Below are 23,724 nucleotides of genomic sequence, written 5' to 3' on the forward strand. Positions count from 1 at the left end.
GCTGTATCAGCGATTGTTGTAAGTGTTACCTTAGCGGAACATTGCGCTGATAGATTCTTCGTTACAAACACGGCGAACGGCTTCTGCAAGCAGTGGCGCGAGTGTTAGCTGGCGAATTTTATTGCAGCCAGCGGCTGCTTCAGAAAGAGGGATTGTGTCAGTGACAACAAATTCATCTAAATCTGAGTTGGTGATATTGCTAACAGCAGGACCGGAAAGAACTGCGTGAGTCGCGTAAGCAACTACGCGTGCTGCACCGTTTGCTTTCAGCGCTTTGGCTGCTTTACACAGCGTGCCTGCGGTATCGCACATGTCATCGACAAGTACGCAGGTACGGCCTTCAACATCACCTATAATATTCATTACTTGTGATTCATTTGCACGCTCACGACGTTTGTCGATAATGGCAAGATCACAATCAAGTTGTTTAGCAACCGCTCTGGCGCGTACTACACCGCCTACGTCTGGCGAAACAACCATTATATTGTCGTATTCTTGGTCAACGATATCATCTAGTAGTACAGGTGAACCGTAAACGTTATCCACAGGAACACTAAAGAATCCCTGAATCTGGTCTGCATGGAGATCAACCGTAAGAACGCGGTCGATACCAATAGCATCCATCATGTCTGCAACCACTTTCGCTGTGATAGGTACACGAGCAGAGCGGGGGCGACGATCTTGGCGGGCGTAACCAAAGTAAGGTACAACCGCTGTAATACGTGAAGCTGATGCCCGGCGAAGAGCATCCGCAAGTACAATCAGTTCCATTAGATTGTCGTTCGTTGGCGCGCAGGTAGATTGTATAATGAAAACATCTTTACCACGGACGTTTTCTTGAATCTCAACGCTTACTTCGCCATCACTAAAACGACCAACATTTGCTTTACCCATAGGGATATCAAGGCGATCAACTACTTTTCGCGCAAGTTCCGGGTTAGCATTGCCGGTGAAGACCATCATCTTGGACACGGCGTGCACCTTTTCGATTGTAATTTGTTCGGAATCTATAGATTGGGAACCGTTCATAGGCTTTTTTGGCTGGGGTAGGAGGATTCGAACCTCCGCATACTGGTATCAGAAACCAGTGCCTTACCGCTTGGCGATACCCCAACATTTTCCTCTTGGAGGACCGGCCTCCCATTGAAAGAGGCGCAGATTATCTAGGATTGGCTTTTTAATGTCAAACCTTAGAGGCGCTTAGAGGTTAATATTCCTTATCGTTTTACTTTGGATCTTATTGTTTGATCCAGCTATTAATGATGACCGTTATTTTTAGATCATTTCTGGATAGGCTTAGCTTGTTCGGCAGCGCGGGATTTAGGTTGTTATAGCGTAGATACTGAATCTTCCATCCGTCCTGCTGTAGTGCTTTAAGGCGGTTGTCTTCAAGGTGATGAGTATAAGGTTTTTCTGGTGAAGGTAAGCCGCGTATCCACCAGTAAATATCGCTGATGGGCAGATCCCAACCTAGTTTCTCATATAATATTTGTTCTGGGTTGGCTCCCCTGTATTGTTTGTCACCAGATACGTTAACGGTAACAGCCCCAGGTTTTCCTTCGATTGAGGCTCCTCCTTGCCCCCAAGGGCCATGTATATCAATTTGGTAAGTTTGCGCTATCTGTAGCCATTTGAGGCTGGCTGTTTGATTGTCGTCAGCTGTGCGAATGCCAACTTTACCGCTTAGTTCCCAGTTTAAATATTGTTTCAAAAGGGTTTGATGCTCATCCCAAGATAGGTTGGGAGAGAGTGGTTGAGTTTTTTGTAAACTACAACCGGCTAAATATAAGCAGCAGAAGGCAAAGAATAAGTTTTTATACATATAGATTTTGATATCTGTCAGTTAAACAATGCAAATTATTGAGTACCAATAGCTTGCATTGCTTCATCTAAAAAGGGATTGTCTGGGTTCTCTTTATGGGCAGACTCGAGCAGCGTTTTAGCTTTGTCTTTTTGATCGGTTGCCCAGTAAACTTGAATGAGATGGCTAGATACTTCAGGGTCTGAATATAACGCGTGAGCTTTTTCCAGATAAGGTAGCGCTTCTTGTGAACGCCCCATCTTATGTAATACCCAGCCCATAGAATCTAAAATAGCGGGGTCTTCGGGTTCTAGATTTAGCGCGGTTTGAATTAATTGATGTGCTTCTGTAAATCGATCGGTATGTAATAGTAGAGTATAGCCAAGCGCATTGAGTGCGGTCGCATTATCGGGGTCTAGGGCTAGTACTTGACGTAAATCCTTCTCCGCTTGTGGAAAGTCGGTTGATTCAATCATCATCGCGCGTGTGTAGAGTAGCGTGGTGTTGTCCGGCGTTAGGCTCAAGGCATCTTCAATTAAGGTAAATGCTTCATCGCTATAGTTGTGGAGGTTTAGCCATTCGGCTTCTATGGTAAATATTTGAGTTGCTTGGCTAGGTAGTGAAGCACGTGCATCCTTTAGAATTTGTTGGACTTGTGCCTTATTTTGGTCGCTTTCTAGTAGCGCGACTGCTCGTGTTAATGCCTGTAAAACATTGGGGCCTTCTTTTACCGAAATATAGTGCTCAATCGCCTGTTTGTTATTCTTTTGAGCTTGTGCAATATGGCCTAGATAAAAGTGGGGAGAGCTATCGTTCTCTTCGATAATTAAAAGGTGTTTAAACGCTTTTTGTGCAGTTGTTAATTGTTCATTTTCAAGTAAAAGAAGCGCTAAATAATAGGTGAGCTGTTTATCTTTAATATTGTCATCTAAAAGTGATTCGGCTTGTTGAGTGGCTTCTTGGATATGGTTGGTCTGGAATAATAGCTGTGTATAGAGAATGTTAAGTTGTTTGTTTTCGGGTTGCTGCTCAAAGGCTGACTTGATCATTGTAAGTGCGCCGTCTAGATCTTTTTCTAAGCGCAGTAGTTCAGCTTTCTGTATTAATGCTTCAGGGTTTTCCGGGTTGATATCTAGTGCTTGATTAAATGAAGCAAGGGCCTGTTCTGTTTGGTTTGATGCTTTGTAAAGTAAAGCTAAAGTGAGTGCTAAATCAGAGCGAGGTTTGTGGCTCTTTTTATATGCTTCGAGCATTGAGATGTAGCCGCTGCTCGTTTGGCTGTTTATGTTTTCACTTTGGTTACGAATTAGCGCTAACGTGCGGAGAGCGTCGTAGTCTAATGCTTTTTGGATTAATGGGAGAGCGTCTTCGTATTTGCCTTCATGTAACAGCATAGAGGCTTCTATTTGGTATGGTTCTGGGTTTTCTGGTGAGATCTCACGCCATAGACGCGCACTGCTAAGAATTTTATCGCTATCTCTTAGGTACTGAGCAATACGTGTTGCTCGCTCTGCCACTGCTGGATCGCGAGTTTTTTGGGCTTGTACTGAATAGTTATCTAACGCAATTGGGAATAATCGTCGCTGCCCTGCAATTTCGGCAAGTAGAAGATCGTAAAGTGATTCCTGATTAAATTCCCCAGGAACGTAGGTTGCAGGTTCTGATGCTAATGTTTGCTTAGGTGCTGGATTGCTCTGGCAGCCTTGCAGAATAAGCAATGAGAAAGTAATAAATATAAAAGATCTATTCATTGAAAAATGCACTTAATGTCTAGGCCATCACTATGATTGTTTGATCACTATAGTTGAATCAGTAACTGCTTGTCAGCTACTTGAAGCGGTTTTACTTAGTATTAATACGCTATTTCTGACAATAAGTTCCTATAAATGTTCAGTGGTGTTTTAACCTTTGGGGCAAAGCGTTGTATCATAGCGCGCTTATTGGGGTTAGTTACCATTAGCCTGTTGTAACTGTGTATATATGGCTGTGGGTAGTAGTGGCGGAAAAAATGGCTTTATTAGCATTAGGCATCAATCATAAAACAGCACCGGTTGAGGTGCGTGAACGCGTTGCGTTTGCGCCTGAGCTATTATCGGATGCGATGCTGGCTGCTCGGGATTTTGCAAGCCTTAAAGAGATCGCTATTCTTTCAACTTGTAATCGCACTGAGTTGTATTGCTCTGCTGGTATAGAGGGAAGTCGAGCTTTATTAGAATGGCTGGGTGAATATCACAATCTTGATTCTAATGAGCTGCAGAAGTGCTCTTATGCACTCTGGGATGAAGAGGCCGCACGGCATATGATGAGAGTCGCCAGTGGGTTGGATTCTTTAGTGTTGGGTGAACCTCAAATATTGGGCCAATTGAAATCAGCTTATAGTCTTTCCCAAGAGCATGGTCATGTAGGTGCGGAACTTGGACGCTTGTTTCAACAAACGTTCTCTATTGCTAAACAAGTGCGTACTGATACAGCGATAGGTGAAAATCCCGTTTCCGTTGCTTATGCTGCTGTGAGCTTGGCGCAGCATATCTTTGCAAATCTAAATGATAGTAAAGCTTTGTTGATCGGTGCCGGAGAAACGATAGAGCTGGTGGCTCGTCACCTTTCTCAGGCGGGCGTGAAAGATATTACTGTTGCTAACCGCACCTTAAGCCGTGCCTTATCTTTAGCTGAAGAGTTTGATGGTCAGGCCATTTTACTTGGTGATATACCTGATGCCTTGGCTGAAGCGGATATAGTTATTTCGTCAACTGCGAGTCAGTTGCCTATCTTAGGTAAAGGCGCGGTTGAGGCAGCTCTTAAGCGGCGTAAACATCGACCTATCTTTATGGTTGATATTGCGGTTCCGAGAGATATTGAAACTCAAGTTTCGGAATTGGACGATGTATATTTATATACAGTCGATGATTTAAAAGAGGTTATCGAAGAAAATCAGCGTAGCCGTGAGAATGCGGCTCGCCAAGCTGAAGAGATTGTTGAAAGTGGCGCTCATGAGTTTATGCGTCAACTTCGCTCTTTAGAGGCTGTTGATCTATTAACTGCTTTTCGGAGTCAAGCGGAAGCAGTGCGTGATCAGGAATTAGAAAAAGCGCTTAAGCAACTAGCGAACGGGAAGCCGGCTGACGAAATATTGCAGATGTTAGCGCGCGGATTAACAAATAAGTTGCTCCATCATCCGACGATTCAGATGCGTAAAGCAAGTGCTGAAGGTCGTACCGATCTATTGGATCTTGTGCAGGAGCTGCATCAGATCGGTGATCCATTTAAAAACGAGAAATAATGAAAGAATCAATCGTAAGTAAGCTCGAAAAACTCAGCGATCGTTATGAAGAGCTTGCGGCTTTGCTGTCCGATGCTGAAGTTATTACTGATCAAAATAAATTTCGCGATTACTCTAAAGAGTATTCGGAGCTTGAGCCTGTAGTTCAGGGGTTTGCTGCTTATAATCAAGCCGTAGAAGATATGGATGAAGCGGAAGCTATGATGAATGATAGCGACCCAGATATGCGTGAGATGGGGAAAGAGGAATACCCAGAGGTTAAAGCACGCATTGAAAAGTTAGAGTCTGAGCTAGAAGTACTGTTACTGCCAAAAGATCCAAACGATTCGCGTAACGTGTTTTTAGAGGTGCGAGCGGGAACCGGTGGTGACGAGGCCGCTATCTTTGCGGGTGACCTTTTTCGTATGTACTCCCGTTTTGCTGAAGTGCAAGGTTGGCGCGTTGAGGTTGTAAGTGTCAATGAGGGCGATCATGGTGGTTATAAAGAGGTTATATCGCGGATTGTTGGCACAGATGTTTATTCTAAATTGAAATTTGAATCAGGCGCGCATCGTGTGCAGAGGGTTCCTGAAACTGAATCTCAAGGTCGTGTGCATACCTCAGCTTGTACCGTTGCAGTGATGCCTGAAATGGATGAATCTGCAGAGATCGAGATCAATAAAGGTGATCTCCGTGTGGACACGTTCCGAGCCTCAGGTGCGGGTGGTCAGCACGTCAACAAAACGGACTCAGCGATCCGCTTAACACATATACCAACGGGTGTAGTGGTTGAGTGTCAGGAGGAACGTTCGCAGCATAAGAACCGTGCAAAAGCTATGTCACTGCTTGCGTCTCGTTTACAGGCTGCGGAAGATGAACGTAATGCGGCAGAGATGGCGAGTACGCGTAAAGGTCTAGTGGGTAGCGGAGATCGTTCTGAACGTATCCGTACCTATAATTACCCACAAGGTCGCGTAACGGATCATCGTATTAATCTTACACTTTATAAGTTACAAGAGATTATCGGTGGTGAGTTACAGCATGTAGTTGAGCCTTTGCTGCAAGAGTATCAAGCCGAGCAGCTCGGCGCTCTGTCAGAGGAAAGTTAAATGTTAAGGGCCGTTATGGCCCTTTTCTTTATCTTAGTTTAAAAAATGTGGTTTTATGCAGATCCAACAAGCACTTGCGCTGTATTCACAATTAGAAGATAAATCAGAATCCGCAGCGTTGGATATTGAATTGATGCTCTGTTCTTTGTTGGGCAAGCCCCGTAGTTATCTTTTCACTTGGCCAGAAAAAGAGCTACCTCAAACGATCACTGCTCAGCTAGAAGTAATGATTCAGCGCCGTTGTGATGGCGAGCCGGTGGCCCATATTTTAGGCGCGCGAGGATTTTGGGATTTTGATCTTGAAGTTTCTCCTCATACATTAATTCCGCGTCCTGACACTGAGATATTAGTTGAGCAGGTATTGGCGCTTGATCTTCCTTCTTCTGCCCGTGTTGCTGATTTAGGCACAGGGACGGGGGCTATTGCATTGGCTTTAGCTTGGGAGCGGCCTGAGTGGGCAATCGTAGCATCGGACTATGTGGCGGAGGCTGTGGCGCTAGCTGAACGAAATAGGGATAAGCTTAAGCTGCATAATGTGAGCTTACTGCAAGGTAGCTGGTTTGAGCCTCATTCAGGGGAATATGATCTGATTGTTAGTAATCCTCCTTATATAGACCCTAATGACCCTCATTTACTGCAAGGTGATGTGCGTTTTGAGCCTTTATCAGCACTCATTGCTGATAAAAAGGGGATGGCTGATATTGAGTTGATTAGCGATCAAGCGCGTGACTTTCTTTGTGACGGTGGTTTTTTGTTGTTTGAGCATGGTTATGATCAAGGGGAAAACTGCCGAGCGCTTCTGAATGGTTTAGGTTATGAAAAAGTGGAAACTCTTCGTGACTATGGCAATAATGAACGCGTAACTTTAGGGCAGTGGATAAAGTGCTGATACCTATAAATAAAAGCATTGTTGGAGAGCTCTAATGCTGAGTGATGAGCAGCTATTACGTTACAGTCGTCAAATAATGTTGCCTGATGTGGATATTAATGGTCAGGAGACATGGTTGAATTCAACGGTTTTGATTGTCGGCCTAGGTGGGTTGGGTAGTCCTGTTGCTATGTATCTTGCTGCCGCGGGTGTAGGGGAACTGGTTCTGCTTGATGATGATGAGGTTGAACTTTCTAATTTGCAGCGCCAAGTTATTCATAACAGTAAACGGATTGGTCAGCCTAAAGTAGATTCTGCTCGTAATACGATCGCCTCTTTGAATCCTGATGTTCGAGTGAAGACCATCTACGAGCGTCTTGATGAAAGCGCGCTTCAGCGTTTAATCGCTACGGTTGATCTAGTGGTCGACTGTACTGACAATTTTACTACGCGTTTTGCTATTAATCGTGCATGCTTTCGACATAAAAAGCCGCTTGTTTCTGGAGCAGCTATCCGTATGGAAGGGCAAGTTGCTGTCTATGATCCTCTTAAGTTGGAATCACCTTGTTATCAATGCCTTTATACTGAGGGAAGTGATGAGGCGTTAACCTGCTCAGAGTCTGGTGTGCTATCACCCTTAGTAGGGATTATTGGTTCTATTCAGGCAATGGAGGCCTTGAAAGTACTTGCCTCTGTGGGTGAAAGTTTAGCGGGGCGTTTGATGTTGCTGGATGCGAAATCAATGGAATGGCGAACGCTGAAATTACGGAAAGATCCGCATTGTTCGGTGTGCTCTCCGGCAGCGATGGCGACTCATGAACCTCATCACCGTGGATAATGCTAGGCTGGCTTAAATTTTATTAGAGAAACATCCTCCTGATCTGTAGATCTTCGGCGCACTTATTAGCATATGAAAGTGTCTCCTCGTCAATCTCATCCATATCCACCTGTTTAGGTAGTACAGCCCCTGAATTAATTAGGAAGTGTATTAAGGGGCGTTCGCCCATTTTTAATGCTTTTATAACTATGGACTCTTTAATTTCGGCACCGTGCTGAATTAAGAGACTTATATGAAGCATTAGCTGTGTAGGTTGGCTGTACTCAAAACAAGCCGCTAATAGTTGATCCCTATCTTCGTTATTACCTGCGCTTAGAAGTGCGGTAAGGAGGCGAAGGCTAGCTTCTTGCTTAATGGATAATATGCCGAAAGGGTGATCATTAACGGTTTTTCCTGTTGCTGATGCGCCCTGTTCAAGTATTAATGTCAGAAGATGGGGGCGTTGTTGAATAATGCAGGCTTCAACTAATCCTGGTGTTGTATCTGATGATAATTTATCAATATCACTCGGTTTTATCTTTCTTAAATACTTGAGTAGTTTCTCCTTATCATCAGCCAAAATAGCTTTGTAAGCGTTAGCAAGTGGATCTGCTTTAAAGAGATGGCGCACGTAGATACCCTGTCTATTCCGATTAAGTCGCTTTAAATAATGGCGATTACTCTTAGGAGATAGATCCCCGCACTGAGAGTGAGTACGGACCCTAAGGTGGTCATTAAAATAATATTAGCGGCGAGTTCAGCATTACCGCCCATACTTTTCGCCATAACGAAACTGGCAGCGGCTGTAGGACATCCGAACAGTACCATCATCATTGCTAAATCTTGACCTTTAAAGCCATAAAGCCAAGCGGCGATTGTTAGTACTAAAGGGATAAAGACTAGCTTGCTGAGCGTGGCCCAAGTTGCTTGCGATGATGTGTTCCTTAAACTAGCCAAGTTAAGTGACCCGCCTATAGCTAATAATGCCAGTGGTAGCGTTAAATTAGCGAAATAGCGTCCCGTATTTTGGGCAATTTCAGGTAGTTTGAAGCCAAAATAAGAGAAAGGTAGGGCAAGCAGTACAGCAATGATTAATGGATTCTTTATTATTTCATAAAGGGTGCTTCCTATATTAGAGGCACCGCTTCTTTGGGCGGGGATCGTCAAAGCTACAATGGATAATACGTTATACATAGGGATGACTAAGGCCAATAGTAAAGACGCTTGTGCTAGCCCTGAATCAGAAAAAAGGTTGTAACTTACCGCGAGGCCGATAATTCCATAGTTGCTACGGAATGCGCCTTGAATAAATACCCCTAAGTCCTCTGGTCGCTTAATCCAATATTTCCCTATAGCCCAGAGAGCGATAAAGGATATAAAAGTGCTAATTAGCACAAAACCAAGCTGTTGAGGATTGAAGACGGCTTGGAAATCAGTCCGAGAGATAGACATAAATACGAGGGTTGGTAGGGTGATTACAAATACCAGTTTTGAGGCTGTGTGGATAAAACCCTCATCAATCACCTTCAAGCGTTTGAGCAAATAACCAAGAAAGACGATAAAGAAAATTGGTGCAACTATATTGGCAGTAAAGCTAAGTGAGTGAAGATAAAGTTCCACTTTGGGCTACCCTATGAGTAAAAAGTGCCGCTATTTTAGCATAGGTGTTTAATGCTAAGGGATAGATGATGCTTATTTATCTGAGAGTCGTAGCATTGCCTCTATTCATTGCTTGTTATGTGTTTTTTCGGGTAATCAAACAGGGATAAGCTTGCGCAACCTTCTGCTAGCTCATGCCAGTTCTTGATACTTAAGTGTAGATGCATAACAGCCGCGGTGGGGAATTTAGTGACGCTCTCTTGGCGTAAGATCGATGCTAAGTGTTCGAGTCCAGGGTTATGGCCTACAAGCATAATGTGCTTATATGATTCGGGCATGTTTTGTAATACAAGCAAGAGTGTTTCTGCGGATGATTCGTAAAGCTCTGGAATCTCAAATATTTGGTTTTGTGGTATAGCGAGTCGGCTGCAGATCGCTTTTGCCGTTGAGAGGGTTCGTGTAGCGCCGCTACTAAGAAGCGTATCCGGTGTTAATTGGTAATCGGCTAAGCGTTCAACCATTGCAGGGAGATCTCGCTTTCCTCTTTTATTAAGTGGACGCTCAAAATCAGTTAATTCAGGATGCTTCCAGCTGGATTTTGCATGGCGCACCAACGTGAGCTTTTTCATTTGAGGTACCCAACGATTAAATAGGAATTGGCTGTATAAAGATTAATTGATATTTGTGTAAATGCGAGTCATCAAATATTTATTTTGCTGCCTGATGCAATAAGAATTGTTTTAATACCATCCTGAAAACAGGGGTGATATAGAGTTTTCTAGCCTAAAGGTAGAACAAAGCGTGTGTTCTTATCTCCGTTCTATTAGGTTTTGTACAATGCTTTATCATTCCCTGTTTTCTGGTTTTAGGTGTGATATGGCTTGTTTACCTTCTGCACAATAGCGCTGCACACGCGTTATATAGATAAACTTAATCATTCACACCTAAGTGGATGGACTGTAGATCGCGCTCAACTTGTGGTTTTTGTTGCCTGTTCAGGTTGTGGATATTCTGATCGGCTTAAAACATTTTTCATTAAAGAGCGCATCTGTGTCATCGAGCGACTACCGGGGTGTTCAAGATGCATTGGTTTGTCTTGAAAAAGCCTAGCATCCATTAAGCTTAGGTTGTCATCGATAAGCGGGATAAATTCCATTTGATCTAAAATATCAGTTTGGAGATCGGCCCCCGGTGCTATTTCGGTCAAGAGTAGGCCGTTTTTTGTGAGTTTGAATACAGCTCTCTCTGTGATGAATGTTACTTGTTGTTGGCATTCCATAGCGTAGTTACCATTGAATGTGATCTGCTGTACGTTCTTCTTGAATTTTTTTAGGGTGCCGTTAGTAGTAATTTTTAACGTGCCATTGATCACTTCTAGTTGTTGTTTGCCTGAGGTGAATGTACCTAAAAAATAAACATCCTGTGTATTTTGCGTTATGTTTATAAACCCGCCAGCGCCCGCTAGTTTTGTGCCAAAGCGGCTGACGTTTACATGTCCTTCTGGGCAGGTCTCAGCGAGGCCTAAGAAAGCCTGATCCAATCCACCGCCATCGTAAAAATCAAATTGAGCCGGCTGATCAATAATGGCTTGGGCGTTGCTGACCGCACCAAAGCTTAATCCACTTGCGGGTTGGCCGCCAATGCCGCCTGGCTCTACTGTTAAAGTGAAATCATCACCCTTATTTTCTTCAGCGGCTACAGTGGCGATCATCTCAGGCATGCCTATACCTAGGTTTACAATCGAATTCTTTTTTAATTCCATTAAGGCTCGGCGTGCAATGATTTTGCGGGCCTCGAGAGAGGTTTTGCCTGATTGTTGGGCTGTGTTTCGTACTTGCCCTGAATATGCTGGGTTAAAGGGTTCAGCGAATGTTTGTGGGTGGTCTTCGGGTGTGGAAAGAATAATGTGGTCTACTAAGATGCCAGGGATACGGACGCGGTCGGGAGTCAGCAGGTGTTCGTCTGTTATTTGTTCTATTTGCACTAAGACGATTCCGCCGCAATTTTTTACCGCTTGGGCGATGGCTAAGGAATCGAGGGGGAGTGCTTCCCGTTCCATTGATATATTGCCATTTCTATCTGCAGTTGTTCCGCGAAGTAGTGCAATATTCAGGGGAAAGTGTTTGTAAAGCAGGCACTCTTGGCCGTTTATATCGAGTAGTTGAACAAGATCTTCTGTGGAGCGTGAATTTATTTTTCCGCCTTCAATTCTTGGATCCACAAAAGTATGTAAGCCGACTGTAGTGAGGGTTCCCGGCTTACCTGCAGCTATATCTCGAAACATATGGCAGATAACCCCTTGAGGCAAATTGTAGGCTTCAATTTGATTATCTATGGCCAGTTTGCCAAGCGTTGGAGCTAGTCCCCAGTGTCCGCCTATAACACGTTTCACCATGCCTTGATGGCCAAAATGGTTTAATCCGCGATGTTTAGTGTCACCTTGCCCTGCTGCATAGAATAAGTTGAGATTATTAGGTTCGCCCTCTTCTAGGAAGCGCTTTTCAATGGCGGTAGCTAAGGTTTCTGCGAATCCAATGCCGATAAATCCGCCGGTAACAATCATGTCATTGGATTGAATTAGTTCTGCCGCTCGTGATGCGGTAATGAGCTTGCTTGGACGTTGACTCATGGAGGACCTAATTTTGTCTATTATTATTTTTAGTATTACAGATGTAGCAAATGGATGGCCAATGTTTTAAATATGTTTGTAAACAATGGGTTACTTTTTTTGTAGGGTGAGAAATAACTAGATCCGTCTTGAATTATAGACGTTTGTTTTTTTTGGGTGTATTAATTATTTGACGCTTTGTTTAAGTGTAAGTACAAACTTGCCCTTGATATGCCAAGCATTTTCGCTGCGGCGGTTTTGTTTCCGTTACAGCTTTGAATGGCTTGTTTTATTGCGTCTATTTCTGTTTGTGCTCTTTTGCTTTTTAAATCGGTTGCTGTTGGTTGGTTTGATGTAGTGTGGGGTAAATCGTCTAATGCGCCTAGATCGTTGGCTTCTATGAATTCTCCTTCGGCCATCACGCAGCCGCGTTCAATTCTGTTTCTTAGTTCTCGAATATTTCCAGGCCAGTGATAGCTTTTAAGCCACTCATAGGCTGCTGGTGAAAGGGATAGTTCTGGTAGCTGTGATTGATGTTGGATCTGCTGCAACATATGTTGAGAGAGTTCTGGGATATCTTCTCGTCGCTCCCTTAAAGGTGGCAACTTTATGGGGAGTACATTGAGTCGGTAGTACAGATCTTCTCGGAACAGGCCCTTTTCTACTAGTTCTCGAAGATCTTTTGCTGTGGCTGCAATGATTCTGACGTCTACTTTTTCTAAACGGTTGGAGCCTAAGGCCTCAACTTCTCTTTCTTGTAGTACTCGGAGTAGTTTTGTTTGCATAGCTAATGGCATTTCGGCTATTTCATCAAGAAAAAGTGTGCCGCCATCGGCCAGTTGTACTTTGCCTATACGTCCTTTGCTATTGGCGCCAGTGTACGCACCTGGGGCGCTGCCAAATAATTCCGCTTCGGCTAGGGCTTCAGGTAATGCTCCCATGTTAATGCCCACGAAAGGGGCGCTTCTTCTGGTTGATGCGTGATGGATGCCTTGGGCTAATAATTCCTTACCCGTGCCGGTTTCGCCAAGAAGAAGGAGGGTTGTGTCTAATTGTGCGGCTCGAAGCGCTTGGCGTCGTAATAATTCTGTCGGTTGGGAGCGGCCAAGCATGTCGTCTAATGCATATCGACTAGGTCTTAGGATCTTTTCATCTTCAAATTTGCGGCGTAAGCGGGCAAATTTATCAAACAGAGGTTGTAAGCTTTCTAAGTCATCATAAAAAACAAAGCCGATCGCACCTATAGTTTGCTGATTTTCGTTTTTAATGGGTAAACGGGTGACAACGCACCAGCGATGCTTTATCTGCATAAGGTCAACAAAACTAGGTTTGCCGCTTTTTATAACGCGAGGGAGTTGGGTAGTAGGGAGGAGTTGCTCTACATGACAGCCAGTTGGGTCGACGTCGGGGGCTATATCTATAAGCTCTTTATATGCATTGCTCATCCATAGGATGTTGCAATTTTCATCTACTGCTATAGAGCCTTGGCATAAGCTCGATAGTAGATCTAATAGATTGTGATTATTGTCTTGATCTATCAGTTCGCGCAGAGAGTCCATAAGTACCGCAGTTTTATCCTGTTACTAGTTAGGATAAAACTACGCGTAGAGGCGCTCGCTGCCAAGTTATTTAGTAAAAAAATAACTCTTATGCAGCGTTTTTCTTATTCTGCTTTTGGCGTCGAGAAATGGAGCCTTTAAGTACGGTCTCCCATTCGCCTGCTGTACTCATTAGTAGAGAGCCGCATTCGCCACATTTACAGATTTGTGAATGGCCAAGGTCGCTGACGGTTTTTAATGAAGGGTGTTCTTTCCCTGTTTTTACTAGCTCAAAACAAAGTACACAATCAGTATTCACGCTTTATTCTCCTTCCCTGTATTAGGCATGAGAGGCTGCTTTGAAAGTATTTATCGGACAGCCTATCAAAATCTTTAGAATAAAATCTATAAAAAACAGAAAGTTTTTGATAAAACTTGGTGTTGTTTGTAGAGTTGTTTTATAACTGATTGATAAATATAGTTTTTATATTTTATCTGATGCGCTATCCATAACGCTGCCACCCGAACCATTTTTGGCTAATTCGCCAATCTCTTTATCGATAAAGAACAATCCTTTGCCATCTTCGCCGATAATCTTGATTTTATCTAAAATGCCATTGAAGAGTTTCTCTTCTTCATGCTGTTCTGCGACATACCATTGGAGAAAGCTGAAGGTTGAGTAATCGTGGTGAGTAAAAGCGGTGTGGGCTAATTCATTGATCTTTCCAGTAATGAAGCACTCATGCTCATATACTTTTTCAAAGAGATCTTTAATTGAATTGTATTCCGCATCGGGTGCATCTATAGCACCTATCATTGCTGTTGCGCCGGTTTCATTCACATAAGTGAATAAACGTTTCATGTGTGACATCTCTTCGTCAGCATGTTTGTATAAGAATGCGGAACAACCCTCAAAGCCTTTAGATTCAGCCCATGCCCCCATCTGTAGGTAGAGGTTTGAAGAGAAAAACTCTAAGTTTATCTGCTCGTTAAGTTTTTCAAGCATTGCAGGGCTTAGCATAATAATTGGATCCTTTTAAAATAATCTTTAGCGGATTTTAAATCATTTCGGGTTTGCATAACCACTTTTTGGCGTTAGCAGAGCGTGCGCACTTTTTGCATAGATAGCAGCTGGAGCGAGTATAGCTTGCAAGTGTCTTGAACTGCTCTTCTATATCTGCCTTTTTTAATTTACATAAGGTTTTTGGTTTTGACATAGAGAACTCGGCAAGTTTTTTGTTAATGATAATCAATCTCAAACGCTATGTGAAACAATAATTACCGAATATGGCTAAGTATAGATAAAAACATTCTATGACCGTGAAATAGCTGGATCGACGTTAGAGCCTGAGTTTAGGCGTTAAAAAGAAGAGCGGACGCAGAGCAACGTGTTTTTAGGGCCTTTTTTGTGCTTCGCTTGATAGGTGTAGCTGATAAATTAGTTTTGAATGACGCTAGTCAATATAAGCCTTCCATTGCATTATGGTGATGATAGATGTGTGGATGAGTTTGCTATAGTGACCTATATTGTTAGCGATAATGGGAAAGAATGTCATTGCTGTGTTTGCGTTAAAGGTAGATGCTTTTTAGCTATTAAAACTCCCGACAAAAAAATAATAACTGGGCTTTAGATGAGCAAAATAACGTTTTCTTACAGTGTGGTCTTTGGTTGCTTTTTAGCATTATCTCAATGTGTATTAGCTGATCGTCTTGTTCAGTCTGCGATACAGCAGGCGGCTCCTGAGAAATCCCTTTTACTTACTATTTCACGTGCTGGTAAACGCTTGGTTGCTGGGGGTGAGCAAGGGGTGATTATCTATTCGGGAGATCGTGCGTTAACTTGGAAGCAAGCGGAAGTTCCTACCAGCACTTTAATTACAAGCTTGAACTTTTTTGATAAACAAACAGGCTGGGCTGTAGGGCATGATGGTGTCATTTTAGGGACTAAAGATGGTGGCCTGTCTTGGCAAAAGAGATTAGATGGTGCTGTGATTAATCAGTTAAGGGTAGATGCGCTTGAGACTGAATTTAATTATCAAAACAGTTTGGGCGCTGTTGATGCTGATTTATTAGAAAATCTTGGTTACCAGCTGGATGATGCAAAAATAGCTGTTGAAGAGGGTCCTAGTTCTCCACTACTTGATATTATCTTTTTAGACTCGCTAACGGGTTATGCGGTAGGTGCGTATGGGCTTTTTCTTAAAACAAATGATGGTGGTTTAAGTTGGGTTTACGAAGGGTATAAATTACCTAATCCAGACAGTTTGCATTTGAATAGAGTAATCCAAACGCAAGCGGGGCATTTGTTGATCTTAGGTGAGGCTGGGCTGTTGATTGAGAGTCTTGATAATGGGGGGAGCTGGCATAAAGTTGAGTTGCCTTACCAAGGTTCCCTTTTCTCAGCAGTTGAGGCAGATAGTCTTTATCTAATGGGGTTGAGAGGTACTGTGCTTAAGCGTACTCGAGATGAATTGGGCAGCACTGTTTGGAATAAAATTGATATAGGCTCAACTGCAACAATTAATGACGCAATAGTGGTTGATGATATTGCCTATCTTGTTGGGCAAGGGGGGGCTTTATTACAAAAGCAGGGAGAGGCTTTTGTGCCTTTCCAAAAACGTGGTCTTAGGAGTTATAGTGCTGTCGAGTCTGTAGGGCAGTATCTTATTGTAGTCGGCGAAGGTGGTGTTTCTCGAATTGATTTGAACGGAGGGGCTGACTAATGAAAAGGTTGTCCTCAATACTGCTCTGGCCGATTAATACCAGTGAAAAACTAGCTGAGCGCGTACTTTTTAGTTATCGGAAATTGCTTTTAGTCGGTTTTTTGATTGCCACTTTATTCTTTACTTGGCAGGCCTCACAGATTCGTCCTGATGCTAGTTTTGTGAAAATGATCCCTGCTCAACATCCGTTTGTTGAAAACTATATGCGCTATAAAGATGATTTGGCGGGTTTAGGTAATAGTATTCGTGTTGTTGTTGCAGCAAAAAATGGCGATATATTTAGTGCTGAATTTCAGTCTACTCTCAAAAGTGTGACTGATGAGCTGTTTTTTATTCCTGGGGTTGATCGTTCCGCATTAAAGTCTATTTGGACACCTAATGTACGCTGGACTGAAGTGACTGAAGATGGTTTTGTTGGTGGTCCAGTAATACCTGCCAAATATGATGGTTCAAAAGAAAGTTTAGAGCTCGTACGCACCAATATTCTTCGCTCAGGTCAGGTGGGAATATTAGTAGGTAATGATTTTCGCTCAGCTATGGTGCAGGTGCCTCTTTTTGATAAAGATCCCGAGACAGGGGAGAAGCTTGATTATAAAGAGTTTTCCGCTCTGTTAGAAAAGCTGGTTAGAGATAAATATAGTTCTGAAAATATCAGTATTCATATCACCGGATTTGCGAAAATTGTTGGTGACCTGATTGATGGTGCGGTTGAGGTGGCTCTATTTTTTGCGATCGCTTTTGTGGTCACTATGGTGCTGCTCTATCTCTATTCCGGTAGTGTAATGGGTACGATTATTCCTTTGATCTGCTCTCTTGCTGCGGTCATATGGCAGTTAGGTGTATTGAATCTCCTTGGTTATGGAATAGACCCTTATTCGATGTTAGTGCCGTTTTTGGTGTTTGCTATTGCGGTCAGCCATGGCGTTCAAATTGTAAATACAATCACACTAGAGTCTGCTACGAATGGGGCTGATAAGCTTCAAGCGGCAAAGCATGCTTTTAAAACAATCTATATTCCTGGGTTAACGGCGCTGATTTCAGATGGTATCGGCTTTATTACGTTGATGGTAATCGAGATCCAAGTTATTCAAGACCTGGCTGTAGCTGCATCTATTGGTGTTGCCGTTATTATTTTAACCAATTTAATGCTGCTCCCTTTGTTAATGAGTTATTTTGGGGTGGGTCGTAACGCTATAACTAAAGCCAAAAAAGGAATAGAGAAAAAGGATTCCCATTGGCACTTGTTAAGTGTCTTCGCTACTCAAAAAGGAGCTATAGTCGCTGTTGTGATTGCTATCTGTCTCGCGGTTTTAGGTATTTATGGGAGTAAAGGGTTACAGATTGGCGATTTGGATGTGGGTGCCCCAGAGTTGCGAGAGGATTCTCGTTATAACTTAGATAATAGTTTTATTACCGCTAATTACTCTACTTCGAGTGACGTGTTTGTTGTGATGGTTTCTACGCCAAAAGAACATTGTAGTCGCTATGAAACGTTGGCTTTAGTCGATCGTTTCCAATTTTACTTACGGAATGTTTCTGGGGTGCAATCCAGTATTTCGCTGGTGGATGTATCGGAACGTGTAACGGCAGGTTTGAATGAGGGGAGTCTGAAATGGCGTTCGGTAATACGTAATCAGTATGTGATTAATGCCTCTCTCTCTTATGTTCCAGCGGGACTGATGAACAGTAGCTGCTCTTTATTACCGGTTATTATTTTCCTTGATGATCATAAAGCAGAAACATTAAAAGCGGTGACAGTTGCTGTCGATGGTTTTGTTGCTCAATACGAGACAGATACAATCAAGTTTAATATGGCGGCAGGCAAAGCAGGCTTTGAGGCCGCAACAAACGAAGTGATTGAAATGGCCCAGTATGAGATGCTGATCTGGGTTTATTCTGTGGTGAGCTTCCTGTGCTTGTTAACCTTTAGATCACTTCGTACAGTAGTCTGCATCATCGCGCCCTTGATATTAACCTCAATCCTATGTCAGGCGTTGATGGCTAAATTAGGTATTGGCGTAAAAGTCGCTACATTACCGGTGATCGCTTTAGGTGTTGGTATAGGTGTGGATTATGGTATCTATATTTATTCAAAAATGCAGACCTATCTGCAGAAAGGTCATAGCTTGGCTGAGGCCTATCTTGAAACTTTACAAAGTACGGGTAAGTCTGTCGCATTTACTGGATTGACGTTGGCAATAGGGGTTGTTCTTTGGACTTTCTCGCCTATTAAGTTTCAAGCGGATATGGGGATTCTACTTACCTTTATGTTTATCTGGAATATGTTGGGTGCGTTGATATTGTTACCCGCAATTGCGCGCTTGTTACATCCAAAAATCAATGAATAGAGTGCTGGCGCCTAGGTAGGCCTGTTGGTTTGTCGCAGTATTAAAGTAGGTGAGAGTGGTGGTAATGACTTTTATCTACTTTAATGCGTTCAGCATTTTTTGCATTTTTGCACCTTGTCCTAAGGTTTTCTTTTCCTTAACGAGCTTTAATTTATAGTCGCCAGCTAGATCCATTGTGCGGTTGTTAGTTGTTTTTATCTCTAATAATAAAGCGCGTAGTTGAGATTTAATGGCATCATCGGCTTCTGCTGTCATTATTTTTTCTACAGTGGCTGTGTGTATCTTTTGTAAGTCGGTTAACTCGTCCCATCTTCCTTCTTGCGCTAATACCTCCATATTGGTGGATTGTTCTAGTGCTTCTTCTGCGAGCTTTATTAAAGGGTTCATGCTTTTCTCCAAAAAATACTAATGATCAGTTTGAAGGTGCCGATAACAAAAATCAACGAGGCATTGGGCTACTTGGAAAAATGCTTAGGAAAAAAGTAAATGTTTTTTCTAAAGGGTTTTTGTCAATGGTCGATAACCTACACAAGCTTGGATTTTCAGTCTTTTTAAAATTGGAAATTCAAAAAGAAAATATTTTTATTACGGTCGGTCAAACTCGGCTGAGTATGAGGAGAATAAACTCATGTCAATGGTAATTAATTCAAACATCATGTCGCTGAATGCTCAGCGTAACCTAACGCTTTCACAGAATGATCAGAACCAAGCAATGGAGCGTTTATCTAGTGGTAAACGTATCAACTCTGCAGCAGATGATGCTGCGGGCTTGGCAATCTCTAACCGCATGACCTCTCAGGTTCGTGGTTTGGATCAAGCGGTACGAAATGCAAACGATGGTATCTCTTTAATTCAAACGGCTGAGGGTGCGTTGGACGAAACAACTAACATCCTACAGCGTATGCGTGAACTATCTATCCAGTCTGCCAACGGTACTTACGATGATGGTAACCGTGCAACATTGGATGCTGAGGTTCAGCAGTTGATTGCTGAGATCGATCGTATCTCTGAAACAACTAAATTCAACGGCCTTAATATTCTTGACGGCACTTTAGGTGAGGTTGAGCTACAAGCCGGTGCTGATGCCAATGAAACTATCGCGCTAAACATTGGTGCGACAGATACTCAATCTTTAGGTAATGGTACGGGTGCATCTATTATTGGTGCAACAGATTCGGGCAATGACCTATTGACTCAGTTGCAGACATTTGACGGCACAGAGACAATGTCTATTAACGGTATTGATATCGGCGATTTGTCTGCTGAAACTGTTCTGCAGGATGCTATTGATACAGTTAACTCCAACGTTGCCGGCGTGACAGTTGGTACATTGGCTGAAGCTACAGCGACAACATCGGGTGACGGTATCGTTGCTTCAGGTGAATACATTCAGTTTGCAGTAACTATGGCGAATGGCGATGTGCAGACGTTCCAGGTATCTGAGACGGGTTCTCTTCAGGAGTTGGCTGATAAAGCTAACGAAGTATCTAACGGTCTTATTCAGGCAGAGATTAATGATGATGGCTACCTGACTGTATCTGTAGAGGGTGCTGATAATGTTGCGCTTACTGCAAGTGGTGCTACGTTAAATGATGCCATTGGTACATTTACGAATGCAACGTTTGAAGCTGCGCTTACCATCTCTGACGATTCTGGCGATGCTGTAACCATTGAATATAATGATGCAGCTCATGCTGATGTTGTTGGTTTAGATACGCGTTTAGAAGCGGGTACTGTAACAGGCTATCAAGCTCAAGCGCAGGGCGATGTTGATGCGGGTCAGGTTACTATAAATGGCGTAACGCTTGGTGAGTACGATTCAACTGTTGATTATGACGGTAACAGCACTGCTGGTGAAGAAAGTGATTTGGTTGCTTGGTTGAACTCTTACACAGATGAAACAGGTGTGACAGCGTCTCTAGATGGTGCTAATGGCGTAACTGATGCTTTAAAACTTACCTCCGTTGATGGTGGTGATATCTCTATCTCATACAAAGATGGTGATGAAGCTGCGATGGAGACTATCTTTGGTCTAAATGAAACCAATGCTGCAGCAGGTGCTGGTGGTAGCGTAGCAAGTATCGATATTTCGACTGCTAGTGGTGCACAGGAAGCTATAGATATTATTGACTCTGCACTTGAGCAGATTAACTCCACTCGAGGTGATTTGGGTGCGGTTAATAACCGTCTAGACTTTACAGTGAATAACTTGTCAAACGTATCTGAAAACGTTTCGGCTGCCCGTTCACGTATCGAAGATGCTGACTTTGCTTCAGAATCTGCAGCCCTATCAAGAGCTCAGGTACTACAGCAGGCAGGTACAGCAATGTTGGCTCAGGCTAACGCTGCACCACAGCAAGTACTATCTCTACTTCAGTAAATACTAGCTATACTATTAAGCTAAGTGCCTAGTAGAGTGTTGATCCCCCTGAGTCTATAACGATGATGGGGGAATTTTCACAAGGTTAAATAAGAGGATTGAGTTATGGGTATTGAATCGATGGGGGCAGCTGCTAATGTCATTCAGCCGTCACAGCAGACTCAACAAACCGTAAGTCAGGTTAAGCCTCAGCCTGTTGAAGCGCCGCAGAAAAACGAGCAGTTTCAACAGACCCAAGAGGTTTCAGCAGAGAAGTTAGATGCTGCTATTGATCGTCTTAATGAGATGATGGAAAGTGGCCAGCGCTCGTTGAGTTTTTCGGTTGATAAAGCTTCAGAGCAGGTTGTTGTGGAAGTGCGTGATTTAACAACTGATAAAGTAATACGTCAGATTCCAAATGAAGAGGCGCTAGCATTTGCCGAATCATTGGATCGGATGATAGGATTCCTTTTTGATAAGAAAGCCTAACCTTTAAAGGCTTTCTTCCACCCACTTAAAAACCAGAGGCAAAAACCATGAGTGATAGCATTATTAGCTCACTGGGAGCCGGTTCTGGTATCAACACCTCCAGCATTGTTTCCCAGCTCGTAGACATTGAGAAGGCTCCTAGAGAGGAGCGTTTAAATGACACCGAAGAGAAACTGGAAGCTCAGATATCAGCATACGGAACCTTACAAAGTAGCTTGTCTGAGTTGCAAACAGTGCTTGATCCCCTTGCAGATAACGACACGTTTAATGCGCGTACGGTGTCATTCCCTGATACTGATGTGATTACACCTAATTCAGTAGACCCAGGTGCGCAAACGGGTACCTATCAAATAGAGGTTGTTGAAGTTGCTCAAGCCCAGTCTTTAGCGACAGGAGCATACTCTGATAAAGATCAAGCTTTGAATGAGGCAGGTACGCTGACTATTAGTTTTGGTACTTGGACTTATGATGAAGACGTTGATCCGGGAGCTGATGCTGATGCTGATCAGGATCCTTATTCCTTTGCGACTAATGACGAGCGGGCAGCGTTAAATATTACGGTTGAAGCTGGAGACTCTTTACAGGATATAGCCGATAAAATTAATGCTGAAGATGCGGATGTTCAAGCATCAGTTTTATTGGTTGATGGCCAGTACCAGTTGTTACTAACCGCCCCTTCCGGTGCAGATAATGCGTTGAGAGTGAGCAGTGATGATGCCACTAAAGGTGATACAACAGGTTTAAGTGTTTTTGAATTTAATGAAACAGAATCGTCTCAAGTTATCGAGACGCAGCAAGCGAAAGATGCAGAGCTAAAAGTTAACGGCCTTACCGTCTTTCGTGAGACAAATGAAATTGATGATGTTATTCAGGGGTTTAGCTTTTCGTTAAATAAAGCTGAACCTGGTAGTAGCTTTACCTTTACTGTTAGTGAAGATACATCCATAGCCGAGCAAGCGATAAGAGATTTTGTTGAAGCTTATAATCTCTTTTATGAAACAGCGCAGAATTTAACGGGTTATAGTACGGATGAGGATAACCAGACAGTCAAAGGTGATCTAGCCACTGACGGTACAGCCAAAGCAATGCTTAACCAGATTAGATCTACGATCGGATCTTTAGTGCCAGGTATTGATGATGGTTTTACCGCGCTAACAAATGTAGGAATACGTACTGAGTTAGATGGAACGCTGTCTATTGATGAAGATGATTTCAGTCGAGCAATGGATGAAAATTTTGCATTAGTTGAGACTTTATTTGCGACTAATACAGGATCATCTAGTGATGAAGTATCAGTTTCAGTGGGGAGTTATGCGACAGGTACTGTTCCGGGTAATTATGATGTTGTTATAACCACGAATCCAGAAAAAGCATCGGTGAGCGCTAATGCGATGGCTGATGGTGGTGCTATTGGTTTTGATAGTGCTACTGATACCGTTGCTATAGCTGACGCCACTTTGTTAGACCTATCCTTTAAGGTGACTGTGGACGGGGTTGAGTCTGACACGATTACGCTGACAGGTAGTTATACAACTGCAGATGAAATTCGTGCAGACCTGCAGTCATTAATTAATGGCGATAGTAATATTAGCGGAGCTAATGTTGCTGTAGATGTGACTTATGATGAAGCCACAGATCAATTTGCTTTTACATCCAGAAGTTATGGCGTAGCCTCGAGTGTTGCTTTTGATACGGCTGATTTTGGTGCAGATATCGCTGAGCTGGGTTTTATTACACAGTCAGATAATGGTGTTGATGTAGTGGGTACCATTGATGGGGAAGCGGGTTTCGGCTCTGGTAATATTTTATTGCCAGCCATCGATTCTGATCCTTATGGCCTGAACTTTACCATAGGTGAAAATGCAGTCGCCGCAGGCACTGCTACTGTTGATTTCTCTCGTGGGTTTGCTGGTGAACTTGATAAACTTATTGCTAGTTTTCTTTCTTCATCAGGTAGTATTCAGCTTCGTGAAGACAATATTAATCAAGCGTTAGAAGATGTTGCTGATGATCGTGTTGAGCTAGAGCGTAAGATGGAAACATTTGAGTTGCGTTTGTCTGCACAGTTTTTAGCGATGGAGCAAATTGTTAGCAGCTTTCAAAGCACCGGTAGTCAGTTAGACGGTTTACTTGAACAGTTGCCATTTACATCTACGAGTAGTTAACACAGCGTTTATAGTTAGACATGTGTTTAGAATATTTTATT

At 43.0% G+C, this 23,724-nt stretch carries 20 protein-coding genes and 1 tRNA gene; 9 read left to right on the forward strand and 12 right to left on the reverse strand.

Annotated elements, in window-relative coordinates; genetic code table 11:
• Positions 1–30: 30 nt before the first annotated feature.
• The 4 genes from Q4486_RS10135 to Q4486_RS10150 form a co-directional block, all read right to left on the reverse strand.
• On the reverse strand, positions 31–972 hold the full coding sequence (locus Q4486_RS10135; protein ID WP_067984270.1) for a ribose-phosphate pyrophosphokinase: 942 nt from the start codon (positions 970–972) through the stop codon (positions 31–33).
• Positions 973–1,038: 66 nt separating this feature from the next.
• Positions 1,039–1,113: transfer RNA gene (locus Q4486_RS10140), tRNA-Gln, on the reverse strand.
• A 124-nt stretch (positions 1,114–1,237) separates the two neighbouring features.
• Positions 1,238–1,822 carry a lipoprotein insertase outer membrane protein LolB gene (lolB, locus tag Q4486_RS10145; protein WP_303519310.1) on the reverse strand — a complete coding sequence of 195 codons (585 nt, stop codon included), beginning with the start codon at positions 1,820–1,822 and terminating at the stop codon, positions 1,238–1,240.
• Between the two features lie 35 nt (positions 1,823–1,857).
• Complete coding sequence (locus Q4486_RS10150) at positions 1,858–3,552, reverse strand: tetratricopeptide repeat protein (protein ID WP_303519312.1); 1,695 nt, start codon at positions 3,550–3,552, stop codon at positions 1,858–1,860.
• A 257-nt stretch (positions 3,553–3,809) separates the two neighbouring features.
• Here Q4486_RS10150 and hemA point away from each other — a divergent pair, with 257 nt between their 5' ends.
• The 4 genes from hemA to Q4486_RS10170 are packed head-to-tail and all read left to right on the forward strand — an operon-like array spanning position 3,810 to position 7,875.
• On the forward strand, positions 3,810–5,081 hold the full coding sequence (gene hemA, locus Q4486_RS10155; protein ID WP_303418722.1) for a glutamyl-tRNA reductase: 1,272 nt from the start codon (positions 3,810–3,812) through the stop codon (positions 5,079–5,081).
• Complete coding sequence (prfA, locus tag Q4486_RS10160) at positions 5,081–6,169, forward strand: peptide chain release factor 1 (protein ID WP_303519314.1); 1,089 nt, start codon at positions 5,081–5,083, stop codon at positions 6,167–6,169. The genes hemA and prfA overlap by 1 nt, the downstream gene beginning before the upstream one ends.
• Before the next feature lie 55 nt (positions 6,170–6,224).
• Positions 6,225–7,058 (forward strand): peptide chain release factor N(5)-glutamine methyltransferase, encoded by an 834-nt coding sequence (gene prmC / locus Q4486_RS10165; protein ID WP_303519315.1) that lies wholly within the window; start codon positions 6,225–6,227, stop codon positions 7,056–7,058.
• 34 nt (positions 7,059–7,092) lie between these two features.
• Complete coding sequence (locus Q4486_RS10170) at positions 7,093–7,875, forward strand: molybdopterin-synthase adenylyltransferase MoeB (protein ID WP_303519316.1); 783 nt, start codon at positions 7,093–7,095, stop codon at positions 7,873–7,875.
• A gap of 22 nt (positions 7,876–7,897) precedes the next feature.
• Here the strand turns inward: Q4486_RS10170 and Q4486_RS10175 are convergent, their stop codons facing one another.
• The 7 genes from Q4486_RS10175 to ftnA form a co-directional block, all read right to left on the reverse strand.
• Positions 7,898–8,485: a hypothetical protein gene (locus Q4486_RS10175; protein WP_303519317.1), complete on the reverse strand. Its 588-nt coding sequence runs from the start codon at positions 8,483–8,485 to the stop codon at positions 7,898–7,900.
• Positions 8,486–8,517: 32 nt separating this feature from the next.
• Positions 8,518–9,474: an AEC family transporter gene (locus tag Q4486_RS10180; RefSeq protein WP_303418707.1), complete on the reverse strand. Its 957-nt coding sequence runs from the start codon at positions 9,472–9,474 to the stop codon at positions 8,518–8,520.
• A 101-nt stretch (positions 9,475–9,575) separates the two neighbouring features.
• Positions 9,576–10,082: a histidine phosphatase family protein gene (locus Q4486_RS10185; RefSeq protein WP_303519318.1), complete on the reverse strand. Its 507-nt coding sequence runs from the start codon at positions 10,080–10,082 to the stop codon at positions 9,576–9,578.
• 341 nt (positions 10,083–10,423) lie between these two features.
• The gene (locus Q4486_RS10190) at positions 10,424–12,082 is read right to left on the reverse strand and encodes an acyl CoA:acetate/3-ketoacid CoA transferase (RefSeq protein WP_303519319.1); all 1,659 of its coding nucleotides are present in this window, start codon (positions 12,080–12,082) and stop codon (positions 10,424–10,426) included.
• A gap of 161 nt (positions 12,083–12,243) precedes the next feature.
• Positions 12,244–13,620 (reverse strand): sigma-54-dependent Fis family transcriptional regulator, encoded by a 1,377-nt coding sequence (locus Q4486_RS10195; protein ID WP_303519320.1) that lies wholly within the window; start codon positions 13,618–13,620, stop codon positions 12,244–12,246.
• 88 nt (positions 13,621–13,708) lie between these two features.
• Entirely contained in the window at positions 13,709–13,918 is a 210-nt protein-coding gene (locus Q4486_RS10200; RefSeq protein WP_303418696.1) for a hypothetical protein, read from the reverse strand.
• Between the two features lie 165 nt (positions 13,919–14,083).
• Positions 14,084–14,620, reverse strand: coding sequence for a non-heme ferritin (gene ftnA / locus Q4486_RS10205; protein ID WP_303519321.1), 537 nt, complete (start codon positions 14,618–14,620; stop codon positions 14,084–14,086).
• A gap of 610 nt (positions 14,621–15,230) precedes the next feature.
• On the opposite strand from ftnA, the gene Q4486_RS10210 reads away from it, so the two are divergent.
• Both Q4486_RS10210 and Q4486_RS10215 read left to right on the forward strand, forming a co-directional pair.
• Entirely contained in the window at positions 15,231–16,322 is a 1,092-nt protein-coding gene (locus tag Q4486_RS10210; protein WP_303519322.1) for a YCF48-related protein, read from the forward strand.
• Positions 16,322–18,670, forward strand: coding sequence for an RND family transporter (locus tag Q4486_RS10215; RefSeq protein ID WP_303519323.1), 2,349 nt, complete (start codon positions 16,322–16,324; stop codon positions 18,668–18,670). The genes Q4486_RS10210 and Q4486_RS10215 overlap by 1 nt, the downstream gene beginning before the upstream one ends.
• 75 nt (positions 18,671–18,745) lie before the next feature.
• Here Q4486_RS10215 and Q4486_RS10220 read toward each other — a convergent pair whose 3' ends face one another.
• Positions 18,746–19,057, reverse strand: coding sequence for a hypothetical protein (locus Q4486_RS10220; RefSeq protein WP_303519325.1), 312 nt, complete (start codon positions 19,055–19,057; stop codon positions 18,746–18,748).
• Positions 19,058–19,298: 241 nt separating this feature from the next.
• Here Q4486_RS10220 and Q4486_RS10225 point away from each other — a divergent pair, with 241 nt between their 5' ends.
• The 3 genes from Q4486_RS10225 to fliD all read left to right on the forward strand — a co-directional run bounded on the left by Q4486_RS10225 (position 19,299) and on the right by fliD (position 23,683).
• The gene (locus Q4486_RS10225) at positions 19,299–21,050 is read left to right on the forward strand and encodes a flagellin (protein WP_303519327.1); all 1,752 of its coding nucleotides are present in this window, start codon (positions 19,299–19,301) and stop codon (positions 21,048–21,050) included.
• Positions 21,051–21,155: 105 nt separating this feature from the next.
• The gene (locus Q4486_RS10230; RefSeq protein ID WP_303418682.1) at positions 21,156–21,518 is read left to right on the forward strand and encodes a flagellar protein FlaG; all 363 of its coding nucleotides are present in this window, start codon (positions 21,156–21,158) and stop codon (positions 21,516–21,518) included.
• 47 nt (positions 21,519–21,565) lie between these two features.
• Complete coding sequence (fliD, locus tag Q4486_RS10235; protein WP_303519329.1) at positions 21,566–23,683, forward strand: flagellar filament capping protein FliD; 2,118 nt, start codon at positions 21,566–21,568, stop codon at positions 23,681–23,683.
• Positions 23,684–23,724 lie beyond the last annotated feature (41 nt).

It is taken from the genome of Neptuniibacter sp. 2_MG-2023 (genome assembly GCF_030547495.1).
Taxonomy (GTDB): domain Bacteria; phylum Pseudomonadota; class Gammaproteobacteria; order Pseudomonadales; family Balneatricaceae; genus Neptuniibacter.

Coding starts and splice junctions, on each gene's coding strand:
- lolB (WP_303519310.1), bottom strand. CDS start 1,822: ATGTATAAAAACTTATTCTTTGCCTTCTGCTGCTTATATTTAGCCGGT.
- Q4486_RS10150 (WP_303519312.1), bottom strand. CDS start 3,552: ATGAATAGATCTTTTATATTTATTACTTTCTCATTGCTTATTCTGCAA.
- hemA (WP_303418722.1), top strand. CDS start 3,810: ATGGCTTTATTAGCATTAGGCATCAATCATAAAACAGCACCGGTTGAG.
- prfA (WP_303519314.1), top strand. CDS start 5,081: ATGAAAGAATCAATCGTAAGTAAGCTCGAAAAACTCAGCGATCGTTAT.
- prmC (WP_303519315.1), top strand. CDS start 6,225: ATGCAGATCCAACAAGCACTTGCGCTGTATTCACAATTAGAAGATAAA.
- Q4486_RS10170 (WP_303519316.1), top strand. CDS start 7,093: ATGCTGAGTGATGAGCAGCTATTACGTTACAGTCGTCAAATAATGTTG.
- Q4486_RS10185 (WP_303519318.1), bottom strand. CDS start 10,082: ATGAAAAAGCTCACGTTGGTGCGCCATGCAAAATCCAGCTGGAAGCAT.
- Q4486_RS10190 (WP_303519319.1), bottom strand. CDS start 12,082: ATGAGTCAACGTCCAAGCAAGCTCATTACCGCATCACGAGCGGCAGAA.
- Q4486_RS10195 (WP_303519320.1), bottom strand. CDS start 13,620: ATGGACTCTCTGCGCGAACTGATAGATCAAGACAATAATCACAATCTA.
- ftnA (WP_303519321.1), bottom strand. CDS start 14,620: ATGCTAAGCCCTGCAATGCTTGAAAAACTTAACGAGCAGATAAACTTA.
- Q4486_RS10210 (WP_303519322.1), top strand. CDS start 15,231: ATGAGCAAAATAACGTTTTCTTACAGTGTGGTCTTTGGTTGCTTTTTA.
- Q4486_RS10215 (WP_303519323.1), top strand. CDS start 16,322: ATGAAAAGGTTGTCCTCAATACTGCTCTGGCCGATTAATACCAGTGAA.
- Q4486_RS10220 (WP_303519325.1), bottom strand. CDS start 19,057: ATGAACCCTTTAATAAAGCTCGCAGAAGAAGCACTAGAACAATCCACC.
- Q4486_RS10225 (WP_303519327.1), top strand. CDS start 19,299: ATGTCAATGGTAATTAATTCAAACATCATGTCGCTGAATGCTCAGCGT.
- Q4486_RS10230 (WP_303418682.1), top strand. CDS start 21,156: ATGGGTATTGAATCGATGGGGGCAGCTGCTAATGTCATTCAGCCGTCA.
- fliD (WP_303519329.1), top strand. CDS start 21,566: ATGAGTGATAGCATTATTAGCTCACTGGGAGCCGGTTCTGGTATCAAC.